At 51.7% G+C, this 24986-nt stretch carries 25 protein-coding genes, 1 tRNA gene and 1 pseudogene; 17 read left to right on the top strand and 10 right to left on the bottom strand.

From position 1 onward, the window contains the following. Both GPJ68_RS08700 and GPJ68_RS08695 read left to right on the top strand, forming a co-directional pair. Positions 1-1161: a cytochrome b N-terminal domain-containing protein gene (locus GPJ68_RS08700; protein ID WP_047501122.1), complete on the top strand. Its 1161-nt coding sequence runs from the start codon at positions 1-3 to the stop codon at positions 1159-1161. Positions 1162-1163: 2 nt separating this feature from the next. Next, entirely contained in the window at positions 1164-1967 is an 804-nt protein-coding gene (locus GPJ68_RS08695; RefSeq protein WP_104651590.1) for a cytochrome c1, read from the top strand. Positions 1968-2123: 156 nt separating this feature from the next. Here GPJ68_RS08695 and GPJ68_RS08690 read toward each other — a convergent pair. After that, positions 2124-2211, bottom strand: a tRNA-Ser gene (locus tag GPJ68_RS08690). A 142-nt stretch (positions 2212-2353) separates the two neighbouring features. Beyond that, positions 2354-3982, bottom strand: coding sequence for an ABC transporter substrate-binding protein (locus tag GPJ68_RS08685; protein ID WP_104651589.1), 1629 nt, complete (start codon positions 3980-3982; stop codon positions 2354-2356). Between the two features lie 270 nt (positions 3983-4252). Here GPJ68_RS08685 and yccA point away from each other — a divergent pair, with 270 nt between their 5' ends. Continuing rightward, positions 4253-4912: an FtsH protease modulator YccA gene (yccA, locus tag GPJ68_RS08680; RefSeq protein ID WP_016152501.1), complete on the top strand. Its 660-nt coding sequence runs from the start codon at positions 4253-4255 to the stop codon at positions 4910-4912. Positions 4913-4968: 56 nt separating this feature from the next. Here the strand turns inward: yccA and GPJ68_RS08675 are convergent, their stop codons facing one another. Beyond that, entirely contained in the window at positions 4969-5445 is a 477-nt protein-coding gene (locus GPJ68_RS08675) for a hypothetical protein (RefSeq protein WP_019076424.1), read from the bottom strand. Beyond that, positions 5442-6197: a winged helix-turn-helix domain-containing protein gene (locus GPJ68_RS08670; RefSeq protein ID WP_047414165.1), complete on the bottom strand. Its 756-nt coding sequence runs from the start codon at positions 6195-6197 to the stop codon at positions 5442-5444. The genes GPJ68_RS08675 and GPJ68_RS08670 overlap by 4 nt, the downstream gene beginning before the upstream one ends. Before the next feature lie 308 nt (positions 6198-6505). Here GPJ68_RS08670 and GPJ68_RS08665 point away from each other — a divergent pair, with 308 nt between their 5' ends. The 6 genes from GPJ68_RS08665 (at position 6506) to tusE (ending at position 12740) form a co-directional block, all read left to right on the top strand. After that, the gene (locus tag GPJ68_RS08665; RefSeq protein ID WP_047414162.1) at positions 6506-7249 is read left to right on the top strand and encodes a fimbrial protein; all 744 of its coding nucleotides are present in this window, start codon (positions 6506-6508) and stop codon (positions 7247-7249) included. Between the two features lie 74 nt (positions 7250-7323). Beyond that, entirely contained in the window at positions 7324-7830 is a 507-nt protein-coding gene (locus GPJ68_RS08660; RefSeq protein ID WP_016152497.1) for a CS1 type fimbrial major subunit, read from the top strand. A gap of 72 nt (positions 7831-7902) precedes the next feature. Beyond that, complete coding sequence (locus tag GPJ68_RS08655) at positions 7903-10620, top strand: TcfC E-set like domain-containing protein (RefSeq protein ID WP_180837243.1); 2718 nt, start codon at positions 7903-7905, stop codon at positions 10618-10620. A gap of 1 nt (position 10621) precedes the next feature. Next, positions 10622-11779 carry a CfaE/CblD family pilus tip adhesin gene (locus GPJ68_RS08650; protein WP_016156141.1) on the top strand — a complete coding sequence of 386 codons (1158 nt, stop codon included), beginning with the start codon at positions 10622-10624 and terminating at the stop codon, positions 11777-11779. A gap of 10 nt (positions 11780-11789) precedes the next feature. After that, positions 11790-12341, top strand: coding sequence for a LuxR C-terminal-related transcriptional regulator (locus GPJ68_RS08645; protein WP_104651587.1), 552 nt, complete (start codon positions 11790-11792; stop codon positions 12339-12341). Positions 12342-12410: 69 nt separating this feature from the next. Next, a complete protein-coding gene (gene tusE, locus GPJ68_RS08640; protein WP_016152493.1) occupies positions 12411-12740 on the top strand; it encodes a sulfurtransferase TusE in 330 nt (109 codons plus the stop codon). Here tusE and yccX read toward each other — a convergent pair. Both yccX and GPJ68_RS25105 read right to left on the bottom strand, forming a co-directional pair. After that, positions 12737-13018, bottom strand: coding sequence for an acylphosphatase (yccX, locus tag GPJ68_RS08635; protein ID WP_016152492.1), 282 nt, complete (start codon positions 13016-13018; stop codon positions 12737-12739). The genes tusE and yccX overlap by 4 nt on opposite strands. Positions 13019-13052: 34 nt before the next feature. Continuing rightward, positions 13053-13199: pseudogene (locus GPJ68_RS25105) on the bottom strand (AraC family transcriptional regulator); the annotation flags it as partial. A 113-nt stretch (positions 13200-13312) separates the two neighbouring features. On the opposite strand from GPJ68_RS25105, the gene rlmI reads away from it, so the two are divergent. Both rlmI and hspQ read left to right on the top strand, forming a co-directional pair. Continuing rightward, on the top strand, positions 13313-14524 hold the full coding sequence (rlmI, locus tag GPJ68_RS08630) for a 23S rRNA (cytosine(1962)-C(5))-methyltransferase RlmI (RefSeq protein ID WP_047414158.1): 1212 nt from the start codon (positions 13313-13315) through the stop codon (positions 14522-14524). A gap of 57 nt (positions 14525-14581) precedes the next feature. Continuing rightward, positions 14582-14899 carry a heat shock protein HspQ gene (gene hspQ, locus GPJ68_RS08625; protein WP_016152490.1) on the top strand — a complete coding sequence of 106 codons (318 nt, stop codon included), beginning with the start codon at positions 14582-14584 and terminating at the stop codon, positions 14897-14899. Positions 14900-14966: 67 nt separating this feature from the next. On the opposite strand, the gene GPJ68_RS08620 is transcribed toward hspQ, so the two are convergent. Continuing rightward, a complete protein-coding gene (locus tag GPJ68_RS08620; protein ID WP_016152489.1) occupies positions 14967-15380 on the bottom strand; it encodes a CoA-binding protein in 414 nt (137 codons plus the stop codon). Positions 15381-15551: 171 nt separating this feature from the next. Here GPJ68_RS08620 and GPJ68_RS08615 point away from each other — a divergent pair, with 171 nt between their 5' ends. Both GPJ68_RS08615 and mgsA read left to right on the top strand, forming a co-directional pair. Then, positions 15552-16214, top strand: coding sequence for a DUF2057 family protein (locus GPJ68_RS08615; protein WP_049042103.1), 663 nt, complete (start codon positions 15552-15554; stop codon positions 16212-16214). A 93-nt stretch (positions 16215-16307) separates the two neighbouring features. Beyond that, positions 16308-16766: a methylglyoxal synthase gene (mgsA, locus tag GPJ68_RS08610; protein WP_016152487.1), complete on the top strand. Its 459-nt coding sequence runs from the start codon at positions 16308-16310 to the stop codon at positions 16764-16766. 32 nt (positions 16767-16798) lie between these two features. Here the strand turns inward: mgsA and helD are convergent, their stop codons facing one another. Continuing rightward, a complete protein-coding gene (gene helD, locus GPJ68_RS08605) occupies positions 16799-18853 on the bottom strand; it encodes a DNA helicase IV (protein ID WP_180837241.1) in 2055 nt (684 codons plus the stop codon). Positions 18854-18978: 125 nt separating this feature from the next. Here helD and GPJ68_RS08600 point away from each other — a divergent pair, with 125 nt between their 5' ends. Both GPJ68_RS08600 and yccS read left to right on the top strand, forming a co-directional pair. Next, a complete protein-coding gene (locus GPJ68_RS08600; RefSeq protein WP_016152485.1) occupies positions 18979-19425 on the top strand; it encodes a YccF domain-containing protein in 447 nt (148 codons plus the stop codon). Positions 19426-19443: 18 nt separating this feature from the next. After that, positions 19444-21597, top strand: coding sequence for a YccS family putative transporter (gene yccS / locus GPJ68_RS08595; protein ID WP_049283246.1), 2154 nt, complete (start codon positions 19444-19446; stop codon positions 21595-21597). On the opposite strand, the gene GPJ68_RS08590 is transcribed toward yccS, so the two are convergent. Then, positions 21575-22189 (bottom strand): TfoX/Sxy family DNA transformation protein, encoded by a 615-nt coding sequence (locus GPJ68_RS08590; RefSeq protein WP_016152483.1) that lies wholly within the window; start codon positions 22187-22189, stop codon positions 21575-21577. The genes yccS and GPJ68_RS08590 overlap by 23 nt on opposite strands. A gap of 216 nt (positions 22190-22405) precedes the next feature. Between GPJ68_RS08590 and sulA the strand changes: the two genes are divergently transcribed. Together sulA and ompA are read left to right on the top strand one after the other, a co-directional pair. Further along, the gene (sulA, locus tag GPJ68_RS08585) at positions 22406-22915 is read left to right on the top strand and encodes an SOS-induced cell division inhibitor SulA (RefSeq protein WP_019076414.1); all 510 of its coding nucleotides are present in this window, start codon (positions 22406-22408) and stop codon (positions 22913-22915) included. A 357-nt stretch (positions 22916-23272) separates the two neighbouring features. Then, a complete protein-coding gene (ompA, locus tag GPJ68_RS08580; protein ID WP_016156137.1) occupies positions 23273-24331 on the top strand; it encodes a porin OmpA in 1059 nt (352 codons plus the stop codon). 98 nt (positions 24332-24429) lie between these two features. Here the strand turns inward: ompA and matP are convergent, their stop codons facing one another. After that, positions 24430-24882 (bottom strand): macrodomain Ter protein MatP, encoded by a 453-nt coding sequence (matP, locus tag GPJ68_RS08575; RefSeq protein ID WP_016152480.1) that lies wholly within the window; start codon positions 24880-24882, stop codon positions 24430-24432. Between the last annotated feature and the right edge of the window lie 104 nt (positions 24883-24986).

Here is a 24986-nt window from a genome sequence, read left to right as displayed (position 1 = left end):
ATGAGGAGTGAGCGCGTCTATTCGCTTCGCTGGCGTATCCCGTTTCCTCGCTCGATTGCCGGACTCTGGGTATTCGCAATCGGCGCCATCCTGCTGGTTATACTCGGTGTGCAGATCCTTACGGGTATCGTGCTGGCAATGTTTTACGTGCCGACGGCCGAGCTGGCATTTGACTCCATTATTCATATTATGCGTGCGGTTCGCCATGGAGAACTGTTACGCAACATGCATGCTATTGGCGCGTCGCTCTTTTTCTTTGCCTGTTATCTGCATATTTTTCGTGGCATGTACTACAGCGTTTACCGCAAGCCCTGGACGACAATGTGGATGATTAGCGTGACGCTATATATCCTGCTGATGATGACCGCATTTCTTGGTTATAGCCTTATCTGGGGGCAAAAAAGCTACTGGGCGGCCACGGTAATTACCCGCTTTGCCCAGGCCATTCCGCTGGTGGGTGATACCCTTTACGCATATTTAGTCGGCAGCCATACTCCGGGAACGCCGATGCTTGGCCGCTTTTTTGTTCTCCACTTTATTCTTCCCTTTGTGATTGTTGGAGCAACGGTTTTTCATATTCGCACCGTACAGTCGGCGTTTGCGCAGGCGATGAAAAAGAGGTTTAGCGAGAAAGAGTCCAGGAGCCTGCTGTTCGATTACAAAATTACCGATCTTGATGCCATCAAAATCATCCTTTTTTTGATGATCTTCGCCTGGTTCTTATTCTTCGCGCCGCACTATCTGAGCAGCGCCGATAACTTTATTCCTGCGGACCCAACAGTTACACCCGCGATTGTTGCGCCGGAATGGTATTTTCTCCCCTTCTTCTCCATCTTGCGTTGCTTCCCAAATGAATTCGTTGGCTTAGCCGCAATGTGCAGCTCGGTACTGATTTTCTATTTCCTTCCCTGGCTTGATACTTCCCGGGCTCGTTTTCGCCATTACAGCAAACTGGTTAAATGCGGATTCTGGCTGTGGGTCATTAATGCCTGCTTTTTAGGCTGGTTAGGGTCGAAAGCGCTGGTTGGCCCCGATCTTATTGACGGTTTCCGTAACGAAGAGGGCTGGATCCGTGCCGCATCGCAGCTTTCGACTCTCATTTGGTTTGCCTGGTTTTTAATCGTATTACCTTGCCGTCGTTTTCTGGAAAAACAGGACTGATGATGAAACAACTATTGAAAATCAGCATTCTGTCCTTTTCTCTGTTGGGACTGGGTTCCTCTTATGCGCAGGAAGCCACGCCTGAACGGCAGGAATGGAGCTTCAGCGGCATCAATGGCCAGTATGATAAAGCGCAGCTTCGACGTGGCCTGCAGGTTTATGAAGAGAAGTGTCGCGCTTGTCACGGCATAAAGCACCTTAGCTTTCGGTCGTTGACCAGGCCCGGCGGTCCGGAACTCACGGCTGAAGAAGCAAGAAGTATCGCCAGCGGCTATCAGTTTCCTGAGCTTCAGGATGACGGCCAGATTGGCGAGCGAGACGGGACGCTAAATGACAGCTTCATCTCGCCGTATCTAAACGAGCAGGAAGCACGATACCTTAACAATGGCGCTTCTCCCGTTGACCTGAGCTATATCGTGCGTGCCCGCTCATACGATCGCGGATTCCCGCAATTTCTGTTGGATGCTTTTCTGCCCTACACGGACCAGGGAGCAGATTACGTCTACGCACTGCTAACCGGTTATCAACCTGCCGATGCCGAACTGAAGGCTAATCGCTATTTTCCCGGTGGCGTGATTAACATGCCGAAACCGCTGACCAGCGGAGAGATTCAATGGCGCCCGGCGTCGCTACAAGCTGAAACGGAGGAGCAATATGCCAGGGATGTTACCGCCTTTCTGGCATGGGCGGCCGACCCAACGCTCGCAGAACGAAGACAGCAGGGATATTACGTTATGGGCTACCTGGCCTTTATGCTGGGGCTGCTATGGATATTACGACGAATGAAAAGACGTTCGCTCATGTAGGCATTGCCAGATATGAAGATGATTCAGTTCGTCAGCTTTCCGCCGGGCAGCAGCGCTGAGTTGCCCTTGCGCGACTAAGGCTGGAGAAAGATGGCATGACATAAACTGCACAAAACGAAAAAACCCCGAGCTATTAAATAGCTCGGGGTTTATGTTTGGCGGAAGCGTAGAGATTCGAACTCTAGAACCCTTTCGGGTCGCCGGTTTTCAAGACCGGTGCCTTCAACCGCTCGGCCACGCTTCCAATGAGGCGCACTATAAACATCCCGAACGGACCTGTAAAGCACCAATGCGTTCGTTTGCCTGAAAAACAGCCAAAATATTGTTAATCGACTGAAATAACAACAGATTGACCGTTTATTCAGCACAAATACTGGCTACAGCGCTTAATGTTTTTTGATGAACATATCTTTGGTGTAGTAATTTCCCCGGTTATCTGGCGCAAATCCTCCCACCCACGGCTTCACAAGATGCGTGCGGACATAGTGGTAAACCGGAATCGCTGGCACATCCTCTCCTAAAAGGTCTTCAGCCTGCTGGTAGTATTTGCCTCGCTCCTCCAGCGAAGATGCTTTCGCCGCCTTGCGCATCGCGTCATCAAAAGCGGGATTGCTGTACCTGGTGGTATTCTCGCTATCGCCGGTACGGAAAATATTGAGGAAACTTGAGGCATCATCATAATCGGCGATCCATGCGTAACGCACGACGTCAAAATTACCGGTGTGCATGGTATCCAGCATGGTTTTCCATTCCTGATTTTGCAGCTTCGCCTCTACGCCGAGGTTTTTCTTCCACATTGACGATGCGGCAATGGCAATACGCTGGTGCGTTTCGAAAGTGTTATAGAGCAGATTTAGGCTAAGCGGATGCTCAGGGCCATAACCGGCTTCAGCCAGCAGTTTCTTAGCTTCGGCAATGCGTTTTTCGAGCGGCCACGCCGCATATTCCGGCGCATGCAATTGCACTCCCCCTATTTCCGGCTGGCTGATAACCCACGCCGCGCGTTGCCCCTGCCCCATCACCTTTTGTGCGATGATGTCTTTATCTAACGCCATATTCAGCGCCCGGCGCACGCGCGGGTCATTAAACGGTGCTCGAGTCGTATTGAACTGATAGTAATAGGTTGAAAGCTGAGGTGAGACATGGAGTTCATCGCCCATCGTCTTTTTCAACTGCGCGAACTGATTGACCGGGACGCTATACACAATGTCGATTTCGCCGGCCTTATAGCGGTTAACGTCTGCGGACTCTGAACTGATGGGCAAATAAGTGACCTTATCAATGACGGTGTGCCGATCGTCCCAATAATGCGGGTTACGCACGGCAACGATGCGCTCATTGACTACCCACTGCGATAACTTGTACGCCCCGCTGCAGACAAAATGTTCTGGCCGGGTCCACTTATCACCAAAACGGCCGATCAGCACTTTATCCAGCGGAACCAGTGACGGGTGCGCCAGCATCGCCAGAAACGCCGCCGTTGGCTGCGTCAGGGTAATTTCCAGCGTGCTATCATCCAGGGCTTTGACCCCGATATCGGCAGGATCTTTTTTCCCTTGGGCAATATCGAGGGCGTTTGCTACGTGCATATTGCCCAGATACGAGGAATAAGGTGAAGCTGTTTGCGGTGAGACCAGACGCTGCCAGCTCCAGACGACATCCTGTGCGGTAATGGCAGACCCATCTGACCAGGTTATGCCCGGACGTAAATGAAAGGTCCAGACGGTGTTGTCTTTGTTCTCCCAGGACGCGGCAAGCCGGGGTTCGATAGACCCATCCGGCTTAACCGCCACCAGTCCGTCGAACATATCGCTGATTAAATTAAATTCAACGTTGCTTTCGACTTTATGCGGATCCAGCGACGCTGGCTCACTGCCATTGTTTCTGACCAGTTCCTGTTTTTCTGCAAGAATTGTTCCTGCGGGAACATTTGCCGCCATCGCCGCGCCGTTGATAGACATCAAACAGACAGTCAACAGCGTAAACGTCAATATCTTCGATTTATGTTGAATCATTCCCTTTACCTTATTGCTCTGTTTTATGTAGACACCGCTGTCACTGTCAGAGAGAAACAGGAATAACGCAATATTTTTCAGTTACCTGGCAGATATCTAACAGGCATTTTTACACATATAGTGCTAACATCTGATTCGGGAGCTTTTGTTGAAATAATATGCTTAAGCCTGGCGGGTTAAAATGCGTAAAGATGGGTAAAACCGCTGTGTCATTCCCCTTGATTTCATTATCCTCCATCATTAATTACATCTGTCATAAGAGAGTGACTCATGGATCGTATTATTAGTTCTTCACGCGATCGTACATCGCTACTCAGCACGCATAAGGTGCTGCGCAATACCTATTTCCTGCTCAGCCTGACGCTGGCGTTTTCGGCGCTCACTGCGACTGCCAGTACCGTACTGATGTTGCCCTCTCCGGGGCTTATCCTGACGCTGGTGGGTATGTATGGTCTGATGTTCCTGACCTATAAAACGGCGGATAAACCGGTTGGTATTCTGTCAGCTTTCGCTTTCACCGGCTTCCTGGGCTACATTCTGGGACCGATCCTGAACACATACCTGTCTGCGGGCATGGGTGATGTTATCGCCATGGCTCTGGGCGGTACGGCGCTGGTCTTCTTCAGCTGCTCAGCCTACGTGCTGACCACGCGGAAAGATATGTCCTTCCTCGGCGGTATGCTGATGGCAGGGATCGTGGTGGTGCTGATTGGTATGGTTGCGAATATCTTCCTGCAGTTGCCGGCTTTACATCTGGCGATCAGCGCGGTGTTTATTCTGATTTCTTCAGGCGCAATCCTGTTTGAAACCAGTAATATCATCCGTGGCGGTGAGACCAACTACATCCGTGCCACCGTCAGCCTGTACGTTTCGCTGTACAACATCTTCGTCAGCCTGCTGAGCATTCTGGGCTTCGCCAGCCGCGATTAAGCAGCATCACTGATACGAAAAAAGAGAATGCCAATGGCATTCTCTTTTTTTATACCTTATTGACCCCGGCAGATATAGGTAGGATAGCGCCGGTCCTGAATAAGCCACACAGCAGGTGAAAGTTCAGAGATCGTCAGGTAGTAGCGTGAGGTCGGATAGGCGAAACTCCCCCATTGGGCATTCGGCGTATTGTCATTGTGGCGAAGCCAGGTTTTGGTGTAGGTCAATACAATGACGTTGTCATCGTCCCGCTGCTCCCATGTAAAGTCTACATCCCTGTCAACGATAAAATTTTGCCCGCCAGCTCTTGCCGCACCTTTATAGGTGGTCAACCCTGTACCGTCCCGATGAAAATAGAACTGAGCAAGGGCATTTACCTTCACTTCACTTGCTTTCCCTTCATTGCGCGTAAAGTTAAATTCAGTGCTGCAGGCCAGCACATCGCTTTTTCCCGTCGCGCCGCAATAGTAAAACAGCGCCAGCGCGCCGCCGACCAGGGCTCCGCCCAGTCCAAAAAGAAGCCTTATTTTCATTTTCCAGCCCCGTTTTTATAGCGAATGGTCTTGCACAGACGTGTTTTATTGACCGGGCAGGCCCCGATAAACAGTTCATCAGCAGTTGCAAGCGAAAAACGGGCGCTGAAAAAATAAATAGCATACTCCTCGCGCTCGCAAGCCACGTCATTGGCCTCCAGTCGCTCAGCTAATTTTGATAGCACTAACGGCCGTCCATGATCTTCGATAACCCAGATACTACAACGCGCGATTTTTTCCTGGACCGGCTTTAATTTCGCCGGAACAGTTATCTCCTGCGGGCGGCTAACGTAAAAGATCGCCCCCAACGGCACGGCAATCAATGCCCCTATTCTGAACCACTTTTTCAGGGATACTCGCCGGGGCAGAACGTCTTGTTGCGCTGAGGGGAGTTGCGGATCAACGGCTTGAATTTTCTCTCCAGGCTGAAAAATCACATCAGCATCAAAACGGAAACCATAGCGCGGGACAGTGACGATCAATTCGTGCCCCTCTCCCAGAGACTGGAAGCTTTTACGCAGTTCGCTTACCGCTTTATTGAGATTATTTCCTGATGGCGTAAAGCCAAATTCTTCCCACACGCGAGCGATCAATTCCTCCCGGCTTAAGTCGCGTCCTCGGTGTTTAATGAATTCCTGTAAAAGACGAACGGCTGGCGCCGAAAGTGTTAATACAGACTCGGGTTGTCCAACAAGACTTATTGCATGTGCTTCAGGATCAAATAACAACGAATTATTGCATATAAAAAACATCTTTTATTCTCGGCTGTTACCGCATGCTTTTTATTCCCTGGTACGTCGATATGAAAACCGCCCCCTGACCTGCTTATTTTTTCATCAGAAGGAATTTTCCTCCCATCCTTGGCCGCGGTATTTTCGCTTAACTATACAACCTTAAAGCCAGAAAAGCAGGATAAAAAACTGTATATAACGAGTTAACTAATACAAATTTTCACAAACCGCTGTTCTGGTTAAAGTTTCCCTGCCCTGAAGCGATACGAAAGCAGACGGTGTCCTGGTGTTAACGCGCCGCCTTTAAACTCAGAGCAGGCAGACTGATTGTGAAACAGAAAAAAAGAGTGAGCATGACAACCGCCTTTTATGTCGCCGCGCTGTCATTGCCATTTTTCTCAGAAATGACAATGGCCAATATGAGCGTGTATCCCATGGAGCTGAATGTAGACAGATCCGGTGCGGCGCAAATAAAGGTGGCTTCAAAAACGGATGATATTCAGTTCATTCGGGTGAGGCAAAAGAAAATTCTTAATCCCGGAACAGCCCAGGAAAAAGAAATTGACGTCGCTTCGTGGAAAGAAGGTGGCGTGGTGGTTACGCCCGAGAAATTTGCTCTGGCTGCAGGCGCGATGCGCGTTGTTCGTCTGGTATCGCTTATACCGCCGAAAAAAGAGACCACCTGGCGTGTCTATTTTGAAGGGGTAAAACAACCTGACAGCATTATTCCAGGCAAGGCAGAAACCCCTGCCGCAATGGCGACATTAGGTGTCAATGTGATCTGGGGCGCACTAGTCCACATTGCTCCAGAAGAAAGCGTAATTTCACTGTCGATTGACCCTCGCCGGGGAACGTTAAAAAACAACGGTACATTGCGTGTGCCGCTCAGAGAGATTGGTATTTGTGATGCTGTTTCATCGTGTAAATGGATAAAAGAAGACGCGACGATTTATCCGGACACTGAACGGAAATTAAAAACGCTCACTATGAAACAGGGTCAGAAATATAAGTTCCGCTACTTCAACTGGGTGAATAAAACCGCTGAAGAAGCTGATTTACCCGTCGTGCAATAACACGACGGCACAGTAAAAACCCACGTAGTTTGTTTAAAGAGCCAAGGTGCTCATTTGTAAATATGGAGATATCAATGCGTAACTATATTAAACCTCTGATGATTGTTGCCGCGATGGCCTCGTCCTTTAGCGCGCTGGCGATTCAAAAAGATATTACCGTCAACGCCAGCGTTGACTCACAGTTGGATATGACTCAGGCCGATAACACGCCACTGCCGGCCAGCATCGACATGCAGTACCTGCCAGGTCGTGGGCTGGAAAGCTACCGCCTGAACACCAAGGTGTGGTCTAACTCCGCCACCAGCAATGTCAAAGTGCGCCTCGTTAGCGCAGCTAAGCTCACCAATATGGATGGCGACGAGACTGTACCGATGACGGTGATTCTGGGTGATAAAACACTGTCTACCACCGATGCCGAATTTACCGGAACTGAACTGTTCCCAGGCAGCATTGAAAACGGTTCAGCGGTACTGCCACTGACCATTTCTCAGACCACCAAAGGCATTCTGAAAACCGGTCAGTACAGCGGCGTTGTCAGCCTGATGCTGACGCAGGCGACGACCACGGAAGGCGGTGCGTAACACCACAGTACATAAGGGATAACGTCAGAGGGTGCCCACCCTCTGACGTCAGGATGATGTCGAGGCTTGGTCATGGCGTTTCACAGAAATACTCTCCTCTTAGTTGCTTTATTACCCGCATCCATCCAACTCGCCTGCGCCGAGATGGCCGTCCCGGCAGGTTTCGAAGATCTGGCGAAAACGCAGCGTCTGTGGATAGAGGTTAACCTCTATGGCGAATCGCTTGGCCTTTTTGAAACGGATATCACACTTGAATCGGTAAGTTTTGTCGCACCCGAAACCGTGGTCGCGGCTATCAAACGTCAGTTTAATGACGCTCCTGCCCTCGTTGCCACCGTGTCCGCAGCTCTCGCCGTTCCACTTGCCCGTAACGGCAACCTGGCGTGCAGCAGCAATGGCTCCGCAACGGGATGTGATTACATTGATACCCATCGTGCGGCCATTATCTATGATGAGAATAACGCGCGCATTAGTCTGTTTTTGGACAAGAAATTTCTGCCTAAACAGACCACAGAAAACCAGTGGTATCAGCCTACGCAGGGCACTGAGAATGCGTTGATCCATCAACAGAATATCAATTTTGTTGCCGACAGGGATTACCAGTCAGCCACCGTTCAGGGCAATGGCGCGCTGGCCATGACGCAGGACGGCTACTTTAATCTCGACTGGACCTGGCTGGGGCAGCGTTCAAGGCACCAGCAGCAACAAGAAATAACCGTCAACAATGCCTGGTTTCGCCAGGATATCTGGCGTCAGTATTATATTCAGTTAGGCGAGATGGATACCCGCGATCTGTTCAGTAATGCTGGTGGGAATATCAACCTCAGCCAACTGCCGCTGGGCAAAATTCGCGGCCTGCGCACAGGCTCGACAAGGGCATGGATCAATCCGGTTCAGCAGTCAAAGGGTACCCCCATCACCGTGCTGCTTTCCCATGATGCGCGTATTGGCGCCCGCCGGGGCAATCAGCTGCTGGCCAGTTTTTATCTCAATGCCGGGGCTCAGACCCTGGACACGCGATCGTTCCCAGACGGGAGCTATACCGTGACGCTGTCCGTCAATGAAAATAACCGGCTGACACGTACCGAGCAGATACCGTTTACCCGCACCGGTATTACGCCGTTTGACCGCGTCGAGTGGTTCCTGCAGGCGGGCGAAACCGACAATAACAATCAAAACGATGAACGTAGCGCGGTCGCGCAAGCGGGTGTCCGCCTGCCTATCACTCCAACGCTGGCACTCACCAGTGGCGCAGCGATAAAGAAAAACCAACGTTTTCTGGAAAATGCATTCGACTGGAGTCGTGGTTTCAATGCGGGTCCGATCGATGGCGTACTCTCGACCCGGTTTAGCTACCTTTACGGCAGCGAAGGACAACGCGGCAATATTCAGCAAATCAGCTATAACGACGGTTTTTCACTGAGCTTCTATCGCAACGCGTTATCAGCGGAAAACTGCAATACCCGAAGCGCGGGATATGACGCCGTAAATGGCTGTTACCGAAGCCTGTCGGTGATGTTCTCCGTCCCTGTCGGCACCTGGTACGCCAGCCTGGGATATTCGGATAACCGCAACGAAGGACGATACGTTTCTCGTCGGGAACTCCCGGATAGTGACGATCGCCACGATGCAGGCTTGCCCTGGGAGTCGGTTTATATAACCCGCTCACGCACGCGGGCCTGGCAGGGTGGCTTGAGTACGGCTTTCAGCACGCGCGGTCTGAACATCAACAGCAGTATTAACCTTTTCATGCGTAACGATGACTCGCGCGAAGGCAGGGATAAAGGCGGCTACCTGAGTGTGAGTCTGTCAATGGCGCATAACCGTCAGGGCAATGCGACAAGCTATACCTCTCTGGGAGCGACATGGCAGCACCAGCAGCATGATAAAAACCAGCTGAGCTATAACGTGGCGCACAACTGGTATGCCGACGCACGTGGTGAAAATGAGTATGGACTGAGCGCATCAGGTATTAACAGCGATTCACTCAATACCTCTGCCTACACGCGCCAGGGCGGACGATATGGCAACGGGAGCCTGACAGTCAGCGATGCCTGGGATCGTCAGGATCGGCGCCATACCCTGAGCAGCAGCGGCAATTACAACTCCACGCTTGCGCTGTCGCGCTCTGGTCTGTGGCTGGGCCGCTGGAGCGACGGACGTCCTGCTTCAGCCATCGCGGTTAACGTTGCCACACCGGAAGATTCCCAGGATCCGAGCATTGCCGTGTCGCTGGATAACGGCGGCAGTGCAGACATTCCAGGCAATAGCCGCGCCCTCTTCGCCGTGCCGGGCTATCAGCAGACTACGTTGACGATTAACGAATCGCTGGATGTCTCGCGGGGTGCCAGCAGTGAAATCACACAAGGTTCAGGCAGCAGAACGTTGTTTATGGTGCCTGGCAAACTGCTCCGCCGGGACGTGCAAACCACGGCAAGCTACACCTGGCTCGGCCAGTTAACTGACGAGCAACATTCGCCGTTTATCGGCGGCGTGCCACTGAACGTTAACGGCTGGAGCGACCTTGGCAACGGCGGGTTTAGCGCTCAAAGCGACGCTCTGCTGCATAACCTCTACCTGGTGCGTCAGCAGCAGTTTTATCAGTGCGAGCTGAACGTAAAGAGTATGCGCGACGTCGTGCGTTACGTCGGGTCGATCCCTTGCCGGGAATTAACCTTCTCTGCCCTGCCGGATACTGTCCAGCAACAGGCTCAGCTGATGCTCGCCGGACGATCGGTACCAACGGGTCCAACTGCCATGAATGCAAACAACGTCACAAAAGGGAAATGATGTGAACAAGCACTTAATTATTTTACTTTTTTTAAGTCTGTGGGCGGGCCAGACCCAGGCAGCGGCCCCTGCCGGAAGAAACACCAGCGTCGATATCAGCTTCGATCGCATGGCCCCCCCCGCGCGCTTTGATATCTGGGTTCATGAACCGAGCGGCTATGATGTCGCCGATCCGCAAAAATGGGGACGTAATACCCTGACGTGTCTGTCCCGTACCGACTCCGCAGTGGGCGCCTGCATGACCGCCCCGGTCTGGTTCACGGCGAACCCAGGGACACCTTATGCCATCAATTTACGTTTTACGCATGCCCTTACCAGCAAAACGGTGGATCTTAAGATTTATGGCGACCACTACATGTTTATCAATAATAAAGTTTTTACCTATGCCAGTTTTGTCACGGGAGGGACAAATATTGTTGCAAACTGGAACAGAGAACCTTACTTCGATTTCTATATCGTGAAAAGCGAGCTGGAAAAGCTCGCTCTGCCGGGTATCTGGACCGCAACGCTGAAGCAGAACCTGCGTGAATGGGATACTGCCAACTGCGGCGGGAACTTCAACGACGTCAATACCGGATGTCCAGGCTATCGCGCCATTGCTAGCTGGCAGGCCACGATACGCATTGAGGTTGTCGATCCGGGTAATCAGCAGATTTATCTGCCGGCATTTCCGCACTCAACGCCTGTCGTTAACCTCAACCTGACCAACTTCCCGGGGCGGCCGGGTGGCAGTGAAATCCAGGGTGAAAACACGCTGGATATGTGCCTGTACGACGGCAAAAACAGTACCAGCACCCGCACTTATCTTCGGTTTGAGGACGACGGACTCCCCTCAACGGACCGTGCGGAAGAGGCATTTTCAATCCGGCGACGCGGCGGAAGTCAGACCGATGCGCGGGATCGTCTCGACTATCAGGTTTTCGTCACTAATCCCGTCACGGGCGCAACCGAAACCATCGCCAACGGTAAAACCCTGGTCTGGCAAGGCACCAACGATCCGCAGCATCTGCGTCAGGTCGTCCTGCCCGGCGGACGTGAGAGCGTACTGTGCGTACCTGCCCCTATTGTTCTGAAAACTCCAGCGTTTGCAGCCAGCAGTAAAAACGCCGGGGATTACACCGGCACGCTACGCATCATCTACACACCCAGTACGTTATAAAGAGGCCGCCGTGAATTACGTCATTCTTGATAATAATCGTTTTTATGCCGAAGGGTTGCGCTACGCCCTTCTGCGCCGTAACGCTCACACTCAAGTTGAGAGTGGCGCGTTACAGTGGCACCGTTCGCTGTTGGCCTGCGACACCCTCGTTGTGCGTTGCCGCTTTTCCGTCGCGAGGACGCATCTGGCGCTGGTCGACATTCTGCTTCAACTGGAGGCCAGGCGCTGGGCGGGAACGGTTTATCTGGTGTGCAATGAAAAAGGCTGGGCACTGGCCACGCATTTACGAAAGCGTTTTGCCACGCTGACCTTACATATCATTGATGACAGAATTGCCGTCGTGGATGCGGCGTATCTGCTTGCTAAAGAGCCCCGTCGGGTACGCAGTCTGAATTGCTGCCTGACTGGCATGGAGTTCAATGTTCTCGACAGGCTGGTTAACGGTCAATCGGTAAAACATGTTGCGCAAATGACGCAGATTAGCGAAAAACAGGTATCGACGTATAAATGCAACGCGCTGAAGAAGCTTAATGCCAACAATCTGCTACAGCTACTTCTGTAGGTCGAGGTTTCTCACGCCGCCCCTTATTTGCTAAACTAAGGGCGGTTTTTACTTTATCGACAGAGCACTATGTTCATTTTTGCAGGCCATGAAATTGAGACCGATAGCGAAGGCTATCTGAAAGACACCACGCAATGGAGCGAGCCGCTGGCGGAGAAAATCGCCGAAAACGAAGGTATCGTTCTCTCCCCCGAACACTGGGAAGTGGTGCGTTTCGTTCGCGAGTTTTATCTGGAGTTTAATACCTCCCCCGCAATCCGCATGCTGGTAAAAGCGATGGCCAACAAGTTTGGCGAAGAAAAAGGCAACAGCCGTTATCTCTATCGCCTGTTTCCGAAAGGCCCAGCTAAGCAGGCAACTAAAATTGCCGGCCTGCCGAAACCGGTGAAATGTATTTAATAGCGGATACTAAATCCCTTTAGCTCGTCGCCAGGGCGGTGCGGTTCGCTGAGAACCCGATCAACCCTGGCGCTGCGCGGTCCCCCGGCTTTCAACCACTTCATCAGTTGTTCCACCCGCTCGCTTTCACCACAGGCGACAACTTCTACGCTGCCGTCATCCATATTCTTCGCATAGCCGGTCAACCCCAGCCGTTGCGCTTCATGCTGGGTGGTGTAGCGAAATCCTACCCCCTGAACCCGGCCATAGACCCAGGCGATGATGCAGACTTTCGACATTGCGGTTCTCCTTATCAACATAAATGAAAGAACAGGTACCGATGGACAGATGACCGGTAATCTCCTGATCTGTCCATAGATTAGCAGGGGATAACAGAATAAGTTGTCGCACCTGTTCAGTGAGATTAAACCGTCGCTCGATAAGCAGAGGTCCCGCCATACCATCATGCAGTAGCGCCAGACGCTGATGATTGACCTCATCATCTGTGCTACTCTACGCGCCATTTTATTTTAATGGTTTCAGGTTGGTACTTTCATCCAACCCGCGTCACTGTTTGTGAGAGGTTGCTCCGCATGACTGAATCTACAATTCCACATTATCCTCGTTTAGTGTTAGCCAAGGGGCGCGAAAAATCATTACTTCGCCGCCATCCATGGGTATTTTCCGGTGCTGTCGCACGTATGGAAGGCAAAGCCAACCTCGGTGAAACCGTTGATATTGTTGACCACCAGGGGAAATGGTTAGCGCGCGGTGCGTTCTCTCCGGCGTCGCAGATCCGTGCGCGCGTCTGGAGCTTCGATAAGTCTGAATCCATCGACATTGATTTCTTTACCCGTCGTCTGCAGAAGGCGCTGACATGGCGTGACTGGCTGGCGAAAAAGGACGGTCTGGACAGCTACCGTCTGATCGCCGGAGAATCCGACGGCCTGCCGGGTGTCACTATTGACCGCTTCGGCAACTTCCTGGTATTGCAGTTGCTCAGCGCGGGGGCTGAATACCAACGCGCCGCGCTGATTAGTGCTCTGCAAATTGTTTTCCCGGACTGCGCTATTTATGACCGTAGCGATGTGGCCGTGCGTAAAAAAGAAGGTATGGCGCTGACCCAAGGGCCCGTCACGGGCGAACTGCCGCCTGCTCTGCTGCCTATCGAAGAACACGGGATGAAGCTGCTGGTTGATATTCAGCACGGTCACAAAACCGGCTATTACCTCGATCAACGCGATAGCCGCCTGGCGACGCGTCGTTATGTGGAAAACCAGCGTGTCCTGAACTGTTTCTCCTATACCGGCGGCTTTGCGGTCTCAGCATTAATGGGCGGATGCCGTCAGGTGGTCAGCGTCGACACCTCTCAGGAAGCACTCGATATTGCCCGCCAGAACGTGGAACTGAACAAGCTGGATCTGAGTAAAGCCGAGTTCGTGCGAGATGATGTGTTCAAACTGCTGCGCGCCTATCGCGATCGCGGTGAGAAATTTGATGTCATCGTGATGGATCCGCCGAAATTTGTCGAAAACAAAAGCCAGTTGATGGGTGCCTGCCGCGGTTATAAGGACATCAATATGCTGGCTATTCAGTTGCTGAACCCAGGCGGCGTACTGCTGACATTTTCCTGCTCCGGGCTGATGACGACCGATTTATTTCAGAAAATCATCGCTGATGCCGCAATAGATGCTGGTCGTGATGTACAATTTATAGAGCAGTTCCGTCAGGCCGCCGATCATCCGGTGATCGCTACCTACCCGGAAGGGCTGTATCTGAAAGGGTTTGCCTGTCGCATCATGTAACTTGAAAAGTGGAATATTACCCTTACATAGAGGGTATCTATTTCCCGGGAGGTGACTATGATTGCCAGCAAATTCGGTATCGGCCAGCAGGTCCGCCATTCCCTGTTAGGTTACCTCGGAGTGGTCGTGGATATCGACCCGGAATATTCGCTTGATGAGCCGTCAGCCGATGAGTTGGCGGTTAACAGCGAACTTCGCGCCGCTCCCTGGTATCACGTGGTGATGGAAGACGATAATGGTCTGCCAGTGCATACGTATCTGGCCGAAGCGCAACTGAGTAGCGAGCTACAGGAAGAACATCCGGAGCAACCGTCAATGGATGAACTGGCGCGCACAATCCGTAAACAGCTTCAGGCTCCACGCCTGCGTAATTGATACTAACACAGGCCCGATGGCGCTTCGCTTATCGGGCCTGTGCGTTTCATCCGGCGACAATCCAACTTTACTTCGCCAGTCCCAGTCGCGGGATCTCAATCGCCGGGCAACGATCCATCACCACCGTCAGCCCCGCATCACGCGCCAGCACGGCCGCCTGCTCGTTAATTACGCCAAGCTGCATCCATAGCGTCTTCGCGCCAATGGCGATAGCCTCCTGAGCGACGCCCCACGCCGCTTCAGAATTACGGAAGACATCGACCATATCCACTTTCTCTGGCACATCCGCCAGCGTTGCATAGCCCTGCTGCCCCAGCAGCATTTTCCCGGCAACCTTCGGTGAAACGGGAATAACGTGATAGCCCTGATCGAGTAAATACTTCATCACGCGATAGCTTGGGCGATCGGGTTTATCGCTCGCGCCAACCAGTGCAATCGTACGGGTAGATGTCAAAATGCCAGCAATATCGGTCTCTTTCATCGTTTTCCTCCAGGCTGTTTAACAAAGTGTACGACAAACCTGCCCCCGCAACCATTCATCCCATACTGGCGTATGAGAGCTAAACTCAAAAATATGTCTATATGTTAGTAAACGTGATTATCGAAAAATTTAGATACATGTTTGCAGCTATTTTCTGGACAGGAGAAACCTATGAAAGCCGGCATTGTGACAGCCTTAATTGCCCTGTGTTTGCCGGTTACCGTTTTTGCTACCTCATTACGCCTGTCTAATGATATTGACCTTTTGGTGCTGGACGGAAAAAAAGTCTCCAGCTCATTACTGCGTGGCGCCGACAGTATCGAGCTGGAAAATGGTCGCCACCAGCTCGTATTTCGCGTAGAAAAAACCATTCGCTTGTCCAGCCACGAAGAACGTCTGTATATTTCGGCTCCGCTGGTCATCAGCTTTGATACACAACTCGTCAGCCAGGTTAATTTTCACCTCCCGCGTCTGAACAATGAGCGGGATACAGCGCATTTTGATGACGCTCCACGCGTGGAATTGCTGGATGGGGACTCCATGCCTATCCCCGTCAAGCTGGATATTCTGTCAATCACATCCACAGCAAAAATCGTGAATTATGAAATGGAAACTGAACGCTATAACAAAGCGGCTAAACATGCGTCATTACCGCAGTTTGCTACGATGATGGCCGATGACAGCTCGCTGCTTTCCGGGGTATCTGAACTGGATCGCGTGCCGCCTCAGTCGCAAACGCTGACCGAACAGCGTTTAAAATATTGGTACCAGCAGGCCGACGCGCAAACGCGAAGTAACTTTTTGCAATGGGCTCAGAAACAGCCTCCTTCATGACATTTATGTTCGCATACGCATTTTTTTTGTCTTTCTCTTGCAGCATCAAGAGCTTCCAGTACTCTGTAACCAGGTTAACTTGGGAGCTGTACTATGGAATTAACAACTCGCACATTGCCAGCGCGTAAGCATATTGCGCTGGTTGCACACGATCACTGTAAAAAGATGTTGATGAGCTGGGTGGAACGCCACCAGCCGTTGCTGGAAAAGCACGTTCTGTACGCCACAGGAACGACGGGAAACTTAATCCAACGCGCAACGGGAATGGACGTCAACGCCATGCTGAGCGGTCCGATGGGGGGCGACCAGCAGGTGGGCGCGCTGATTTCAGAAGGGAAAATTGATGTGCTGATTTTCTTCTGGGACCCGCTGAACGCCGTACCTCACGATCCTGATGTCAAAGCGCTACTGCGTCTGGCGACGGTATGGAACATTCCGGTTGCCACCAACGTGTCGACCGCCGATTTTATTATCCAGTCGCCAAACTTCAACGATGCAACGGACATTTTGATCCCAGATTACGCCCGCTATCTGGCAGAGCGCCTCAAATAAACGCCGGGCAGGCGGCAATTGCCGCCTGCTATTCAGGGTTTTCTTGCTACCGGAACATCCAGTTGTTTAAGCTCATCAACAAAGCACGACGGTGTTTCTTTATTAAACAGCAGCCATACCCGATACCGTGCACGCGTTAGCGCCACATACAGCAAGCGTCTCTCTTCAGCATCCGGGAAATCCTCCACCGCCGGAAGCAACGCCTCTTCCATAATCGACTCGCGGGCCGGGGCGGGAAAACCATCATTCCCATCATGAAGCCCCACAACAATAACGTAATCTGCCTGCTGTCCTTTACTGGCATGGATAGTCATGAAATCCAGCTGTAGCTTAGGCCAACGGGTGGCAGCTTTCTCCAGACTGGCAGGTTTCAGGTGATGGTATCGCGCCAGCACCAGAATTCTCTCTTCTGCCTTCACAAATCCCGACAGCTTATCCAGTAGCAGATCCAGCTGGCTTTCATCGAGCAACGTGACGGCTTTTTTATCGCCTGCCATCAAACTGTTGAGCGGTTTCGTAAGCTGATGAGGGTTTTGCTGGATAAACTGGTTTGCGACTTCACCAATGCGGCTATTAAAACGGTAAGTCGTATCCAGATTACAACGGTCGCCCTCGCCGAAGTTTTGCTGGAATGCGGTGGTCAACGAAAGCTGTGCTCCGCTGAACCGGTAAATTGCCTGCCAGTCATCCCCTACGGCGAACAGCGTAGTGTGTGAGTTTTGCTTGCGCAGTGCGGCTAACAGGGCGGCTCGCTGAGGAGAAATGTCCTGAAATTCGTCGACCAGAATGTGTTTCCACGGACTGATAAACCGCCCTTTTTCCAGAATGACAATGGCCTGATGAATCAACCCGGAAAAATCGACGGCATTCTCATCCTTCAGGGCGCCCTTCCAGGCTTTGAGCAGGGGAGACATCAGCTTAATGCGTTTACTGAAAAGATCGCGAATCTCCTCCGGAGCATTGGCGATCATCTCCGCCTGCGCTCCGCCATGCATACGCATCAGGCTAACCCAACGATCCAGCCGGGAAGCCAGCCGGCGCTGTAATTTTTCGTCATCCCAGAAGTTACCTTCGGGTACAGACCACTGCATCTCTTCTTCTAACCATTGCCGCCAGCCTTTGGCCTGTGCTTTTTTCTCACTGCACTGCTGACGCCAGGTCGTGATAAAAAGTTTGCTGCGCGCGGCAACATCATTTTCCAGCTTGCTAACCGTCGGGACTTTTTTGCTCCCCTGCGAAATAATGTGCAACGCCAGTGAATGAAACGTCCTCGCGGTGATCTCTTCCGTATGCAGACGTTCACGGATGCGATCGTCCATCTCCTGGGCCGCTTTGCGTCCAAACGCCAGCAGCAGGATTTGTTCGGCCGCCGCTTCCCCTCGCGCAAGTAGCCAGCCCGCACGGGCGACCAATACGGATGTTTTGCCGCTTCCGGCCCCCGCAAGAACCAGTAATGATTGTTCGCCGTTCACCACCGCCCGCGCCTGGGCCGGATTCAGCGGCGAGGACTCAATTTGCTGGAAAAAATCGGCATGTTCTTCCAGCATGGCATCGGTATACGCCTGGTTGTGCTGCAAGCGACAAGCTTCAATGTCCTTCAACCATGCCTGGCATTGACGTAACGCCTCACGGCAATTTTCAAATTCTTCCAGCCGGTTGATCGGGAGCGGCAATGCGGCAAAGGCGCGGCGGATCTGCTGCTGTAGCCCTGACGTCTGCTCGCGCGTCAGCCATTTATTCTCACTGGTGCGGGTGGCGATCGCCTCCAACTGCTGCTGTAAAACTCCCGCAGCGACGTCGCTCATTTCCTGACTCCACTGCTGCCAGAGCGAATTCAAATGGTGATGGAAGCGCTGGGTTTCTGCCCATTCAGTGCCGTGAAGACGAACCACCTTATCATCCGGGAGCACAAACTCCAGCTCTCCCCATACCAGGCCGCGTTTACAATGAATAGCCAGTAACTGATTGAAGGGAATAAGATACTCGTGACGATCGCCGGAAACCTTAATCCCGGCATTGAGAATAACGGCCCGATCGTAAGGGTGTTGTGCCAGACGTTTTCCAAGAGAAGTTGCTTTCAGTTCCATAAGACTCAAGCGGATCCACACGAAGAGGTTTGCTTATCAGTGTAACCGCCAGAGAAAACGTGCTCCAGCCCAAAAAAACGTTACAATTGCCGAATTCACAGAAAACCAGAGTTAACCGAGGGTTTATGCGTACTGTTCTGAATATTTTAAATTTTGTGCTCGGGGGATTCGCCACCACCTTAGCCTGGTTACTGGCTACGCTGGTCAGTATTGTGCTGATTTTTACTCTCCCCCTGACCCGCTCATGCTGGGAAATTACCCGACTCTCGCTGTTTCCCTACGGTAACGAAGCGATTCATGTCGATGAGCTTAATCCAGCGGGCAAAAACGTCCTGTTGAATACCGGAGGCACCGTGCTCAATATTTTCTGGCTGATTTTCTTCGGCTGGTGGTTGTGCCTGATGCACATTGTCTCAGGTATTGCCCAGTGCATTACGATTATTGGTATCCCGGTTGGCATTGCGAATTTCAAAATCGCGGCGATTGCACTGTGGCCGGTGGGTCGCCGGGTAGTGTCAGTTGAAGTTGCACGCGCAGCGCGTGAAGCCAACGCGCGTCGTCGCTTCGAATAATCAGGACCGATGGCCTTTATGTTAAGTCCTCTGCTCAAACGCTATACCTGGAACAGCACCTGGCTGTACTACGTGCGGATTTTTATCGCGCTTTGCGGCACAACAGCGCTGCCCTGGTGGCTGGGTGACGTTAAGCTGACCATCCCGCTCACGCTGGGTATGGTCGCTGCCGCGCTTACTGACCTGGACGATCGTCTTGCAGGCCGCCTGCGCAATTTGATCATCACGCTGGTGTGCTTTTTCATTGCCTCGGCCTCGGTCGAACTGCTCTTCCCATGGCCATGGCTGTTTGCCCTTGGGTTAACGCTCTCCACCAGCGGCTTTATACTGCTGGGGGGATTAGGGCAGCGCTATGCAACCATCGCCTTTGGCGCGTTGCTGATCGCCATTTACACGATGCTCGGCACCTCGCTTTACGATCAGTGGTATCAGCAGCCAATCCTGCTGCTCGCGGGCGCCATTTGGTACAACCTGTTAACCCTGACCGGACATCTTCTGTTCCCTATTCGCCCGTTGCAGGACAATCTGGCGCGTAGCTATGAACAGTTAGCGCACTATCTGGAACTGAAATCGCGTCTTTTTGATCCCGACATAGAAGATGAAAGCCAGGCTCCGTTGTATGATTTGGCTCTTGCGAATGGGCAACTGATGGCGACCCTAAACCAGACAAAGGTGTCGCTGCTGACCCGCCTGCGCGGCGACCGCGGACAGCGAGGAACACGTCGCACGCTACATTACTATTTTGTAGCGCAGGATATTCACGAACGCGCAAGCTCCTCGCATATTCAGTACCAAACGCTTCGCGACCATTTCCGCCACAGCGATGTGATGTTCCGCTTCCAGCGCCTGATGTCGATGCAGGGGCAAGCGTGTTCGCAACTGTCTCGCTGTATTTTATTACGCACGCCTTATCAGCACGATCCGCACTTTGAGCGCGTCTTCACCCATATTGATGCTGCACTTGAGCGCATGCGCGCGAGTGGTGAGCCTGCCGACCTGCTCAACACGTTGGGATTTTTACTGTCAAACCTGCGGGCCATCGATGCTCAGTTGGCTACCATTGAGTCCGAACAGGCTCAGGTACTTTCGCGCAATGAGTCTGAAAATCAGCTTGCCGATGACAGCCCGCATGGGTTCAGTGATATCTGGTTGCGTCTGAGCCGTAATTTCACGCCTGAGTCCGCCCTGTTTCGTCATGCTGTTCGCATGTCGCTGGTGCTCTGCGTCGGCTATGCCATTATCCAGATAACCGGAATGAACCACGGGTACTGGATCCTGTTGACCAGTCTGTTTGTCTGCCAGCCAAACTACAACGCCACCCGACATCGTCTGGCACTAAGGATTATCGGCACATTAGTCGGGATCGCCATTGGGTTACCGATCCTGTGGTTTGTACCTTCTCTCGAAGGGCAATTGATACTTCTGGTGATTACCGGCGTGTTGTTTTTTGCCTTTCGTAACGTCCAGTACGCGCATGCCACCATGTTTATCACGCTGCTGGTGCTGCTGTGCTTTAACCTGCTCGGTGAAGGTTTTGAAGTTGCACTTCCGCGCGTCATCGATACGTTGATCGGCTGTGCCATCGCCTGGGCTGCTGTCAGTTTTGTCTGGCCAGACTGGCGTTTTCGGAATCTGCCGCGAGTGATTGAACGGGCCACTGACGCTAACTGTCGTTATCTTGATGCTATTCTCGAACAATATCATCAGGGGCGTGATAATCGTCTGGCATACCGTATCGCCCGCCGTGACGCGCACAATCGTGATGCGGAACTTGCTTCGGTGGTGTCGAACATGTCGAGTGAACCGGATGTCACGGCCCAAACACGCGAAACGGCGTTCCGCTTGCTGTGTCTTAACCATACGTTTACCAGCTATATTTCCGCCCTCGGCGCACATCGCGAGCAGTTAACCAATCCTGACGTCCTGGCATTGCTGGATGATGCCGTCTGCTATGTAGATGATGCGCTTCATCATCAACCTGCTGATGAGCAGCGCGTATACCAGGCGCTGGAAGATCTGAAGCAGCGAATTCAGCATCTCGAGCCACGTCCGGACAGTAAAGAGCCGCTGGTCGTACAGCAAGTTGGGTTACTGATTGCCCTGCTCCCGGAGATTCGGCGATTACAGCAACAAATTGCCGTGCTGCCATCTAATACCCCGGTTCCGGCGTAAGAGAACTTACCCACTCCACCAGCTCCTGGCGACGCGTCGCCGGGAGCGCGGCTTCATGCACCCCGTCAACCGCCCCTTCAAGGGCATAGAGTATTTTTACCGTTAAGGCAGGGTTATTTTGCCGAAGTTTCAACCAGCACATCTGAGCTCCCAGCGATCGCAATGTCCCCTCATCCTTAATTCCTGCTTCATTTAGCAAGGTCTCCAGATGAAACGTCATATTCGGTAATTCCCGCAGGCGATGTTGTGCAAAGCGACTCTGTTTTTCCTTAACGGCTGCATCGAGTGAAAATTGTGATAGCGATACTAACTGCTGCTGGTTTTGCCACAGGGTATCGTTCACCTGGTAATAATTGAGTACAACCGGACGCCCGCGCTTGATAAATGTTAGCCAGACAGGAGAATTTTTTACACAGTACTGGGCGCTCTGCTCACAGGCGCGAAGATATAACTCACCGCTGGCAACCATGGCAAAGACCGTATCACCAACCGTCAGACTATAGCCGCCAAACAGTGAGCGGTAGTGAATTGTTCCCAGAGAAGCCAGATATTCTTGTGATTTATAGATTCTTGCATAAGACTTTTCTTTCATAAAAATCCTTTTAAATCATAACGTAAGCAAATAATTTGCAGTAGCAGATCCGTTAATGACGAAAATAGGCAACTTATGCGTATGGGGCAAGATGAATTTTATTTTTCCCGTGATGATGACTAAAAATTGCGAACCTGTTTCCGAAAATTAGGTTGATCTTTATTGATGGCGGGGTTACTGTATATCCATACAGTAACTCACAGGGCTGGATTGATTATGTACACTTCAGGTTATGCAAATCGTTCTTCGTCGTTCTCTTCCGCATCGAGCAGCATTGCGCGCGTTTCAGCAGAGAACGCTACCGCTGGGCTTATCAGTGAAGTGGTCTATCGCGAGGACCAGCCCATGATGACGCAGCTCCTGCTGCTTCCCCTGCTGCAACAGTTAGGGCAACAATCACGCTGGCAGTTGTGGCTGACGCCTCAGCAAAAATTAAGCCGTGAGTGGGTGCAGTCGGCCGGGCTTCCATTGACCAAAGTCATGCAAATCAGCCAGCTCTCCCCCTGCAATACGCTGGAATCGATGGTTCGTGCGCTGCGCACAGGTAACTACAGCGTCGTCATCGGCTGGTTGACGGAAGAATTAACCGAAGATGAACATGCCGAACTGGTAAAAGCGGCAGATGAAGGTAATGCGATGGGGTTTATCATGCGTCCTGTTCGCGCTCAGTCACTTGCGGGGAGACAGCATTCCGGGCTAAAAATTCACTCGAATTTGTATCATTGAGTAAAATTAGGATTTATCCTGGAATTTTTTTTCATGTTTTAATTTGCCATTGAGCTGTAACGCGTTTTCCGGCTGAAGGCCTGTCTGAAGCGGTTTTCAGGAAATCTTCAGTACATTTATTCATCTATAAATGTTAAATATTGTGTACACAAGCCTTTTTTTTTCATATGCCTGACGGACTTCACACTTGTAAGTTTTCAACTACGTTGTAGACTTTACATCGCCAGGGGTGCTCGGCATAAGCCGCAGATATCGGTAGAGTAACTATTGAACTGGTCCCCGGGTGAAGGATTTAACCGTGTTATCTCTCTTCGGAGATATTCATGGCGAATTTTGGATGATAACGAGGCGCAAAAAATGAAAAAGACAGCTATCGCAATTGCAGTGGCACTGGCTGGTTTCGCTACCGTGGCGCAGGCCGCTCCGAAAGATAACACCTGGTACACTGGTGCTAAACTGGGCTGGTCTCAGTACCATGATATTGGCAACAACCAGATCAACAACTCCGGTCCTACCCACGAAAGCCAACTGGGTGCTGGTGCATTCGGTGGTTACCAGGTTAACCCGTACGTTGGTTTCGAAATGGGTTACGACTGGTTAGGTCGTATGCCGTACAAAGGCGCCACCGATGCTACCCACAATAATGGCGCTTTCAAAGCTCAGGGCGTTCAGCTGACCGCTAAACTGGGTTACCCAATCACTGACGATCTGGACGTTTATACCCGTCTGGGTGGTATGGTTTGGCGTGCAGACGCTAAAAACAACGAAGGCTTCAAAGACCACGACACTGGTGTTTCCCCAGTATTCGCAGGTGGCGTAGAGTATGCAATTACTCCTGAAATCGCTACCCGTCTGGAATACCAGTGGACCAACAACATCGGTGACGCGAACACCGTTGGCGGTCGTCCGGATAACGGTCTGTTGAGCGTTGGTGTTTCCTACCGTTTCGGTCAGCAGGAAGAAGCAGCTCCAGTAGTTGTTGCACCGGCTCCGGCTCCGGAAGTACAGACCAAACACTTCACTCTGAAGTCTGACGTTCTGTTCAACTTCAACAAAGCAACTCTGAAACCAGAAGGCCAGCAGGCTCTGGATCAGATGTACAGCCAGCTGAGCAACCTGGATCCGAAAGACGGTTCCGTAGTGGTTCTGGGCTTCACTGACCGCATCGGTTCTGACGCTTACAACCAGGGTCTGTCCGAGAAACGTGCTCAGTCCGTTGTTGATTACCTGATCTCTAAAGGTATTCCTTCTGACAAAATCTCTGCACGTGGCATGGGCGAATCCAACCCAGTTACTGGCAACACCTGTGACAACGTGAAAGCTCGCGCTGCACTGATCGACTGCCTGGCTCCGGATCGTCGTGTTGAGATCGAAGTTAAAGGTATCAAAGACGTTGTAACTCAGCCTCAGGCTTAAGTTATCGTCTTATGAAAAAACCCCGCTTTGCGGGGTTTTTTTTTCACTTTTTATCAATCAAAGCACGCCTGTACACAACACATTTAGCCATTCTGTGGTTATTCTTTTCCCAGCAGCGCCTGTAAATCCTGCTTCAATGTCGACATTTTATTCGCGTACTTCTCTTTATGCTCTGCGTCTTCAATCAGTTGCACAATAGTTTCAGAAAGCGTTTTGCCGCGCCGCTGCGCAAGCCCCGCTAAGCGCTGCCAGACCATAAATTCCAGATCGATAGATTTCTTTCGCGTATGCTGATGCTCCGCGTTAAAGTGCCGCTTACGCCTCGCCCGTATGGTTTGTTTCATACGATTTAGCAGCGCAGAGTTCATGTGTTCTTCAATCCAGGTATTGACCCGAACCGGTTCATTTTCGAGGGTTAGCAACAAATCAACGGCTTCTTCGGCAGCGCTGGCCTCTACGTAACGGGTGATTAATTCCCCCTCACGATGCTTCTTCACCAGATACTTCCATTTCCAGCCGCTTTCAAGGTTTTCAAGTTGTTGATATTTCATTGCGATCTCAATGTTACCGTGTAACTCTTATCAGAATATCAGCTTTTTCGGCATCTGAAGAAAAGAATATCCAGCCTGTGAACTGTCGCGCGTCATCGCATTCG

Origin of the sequence: Citrobacter sp. 172116965 (assembly GCF_013458095.1) — a bacterium.
In the GTDB taxonomy this organism is placed as follows: domain Bacteria; phylum Pseudomonadota; class Gammaproteobacteria; order Enterobacterales; family Enterobacteriaceae; genus Citrobacter; species Citrobacter braakii.
The sequence above is the reverse complement of the archived record's forward strand: the minus strand, read 5'-3'. Positions and strand labels throughout refer to the sequence as shown.